The sequence below is a fragment of the Komagataeibacter swingsii genome (genome assembly GCF_003207895.1).
GTDB lineage: Bacteria > Pseudomonadota > Alphaproteobacteria > Acetobacterales > Acetobacteraceae > Komagataeibacter > Komagataeibacter swingsii.
Map to the genome: position 1 here is coordinate 1 of NZ_NKUB01000106.1, position 596 is coordinate 596.

Annotated in this window: 2 pseudogenes; both read left to right on the forward strand. The window is 57.2% G+C overall.

Annotated features, from left to right (window positions below):
- Window positions 1-99 (forward strand): annotated as a pseudogene (locus tag CFR76_RS17550) (IS5/IS1182 family transposase); the annotation flags it as partial.
- Between the two features lie 66 nt (window positions 100-165).
- A pseudogene (locus CFR76_RS17555) lies at window positions 166-596 on the forward strand (transposase); the annotation flags it as partial.

Consider the following 596-nt stretch of genomic DNA (forward strand, 5'->3'; position numbering starts at 1 on the left):
ACTACGGAAAGCGGCGGGCTTTCGGGCTATGACGCGGGCAAGAAGGTCAAGGGCCGCAAGCGCCATATCGTGACTGATACCTGCGGCTTCCTGATCTTTAGAAGTGGTCCCCATTTTTCGGACAGGGCGATAAGCTATCATCTGGCCTGAACGAGGACGGGTTTTATGGGCAAGGTTACGCGGAAACGGTATGCGGCGGAGTTCAAATCACGGGTTGCCCTGGAGGCGATCCGTGGCGAACTGACGCTGGCGGAGTTGGCGTCGAAACATGGCGTGCATCAGACGATGATCGCCCAATGGAAGCGCCAGGCGATCGAAGGCATGGCAAGCCTTTTTTCTGGTAAGTCAGTAACGGAACCTTCAGTCAGCCCTGCTGATGTAGAGAAACTGCATGCCAAGATCGGCCAGTTGCTGGTGGAACGGGATTTTTTGCGGGATGCCTCTGCTCGGTTGGGCGTGATCAGAGGCGGCAGATGATTGACCCGAAGAGAGCATGCCTGCCGATAATCCGGCAATGCACGCTGCTGCAACTCAACCGGTCGGGCGTCTACTATCGGCCTGTGCCACAGAGCGAAGCCAATCTGGAGCTGATGCGG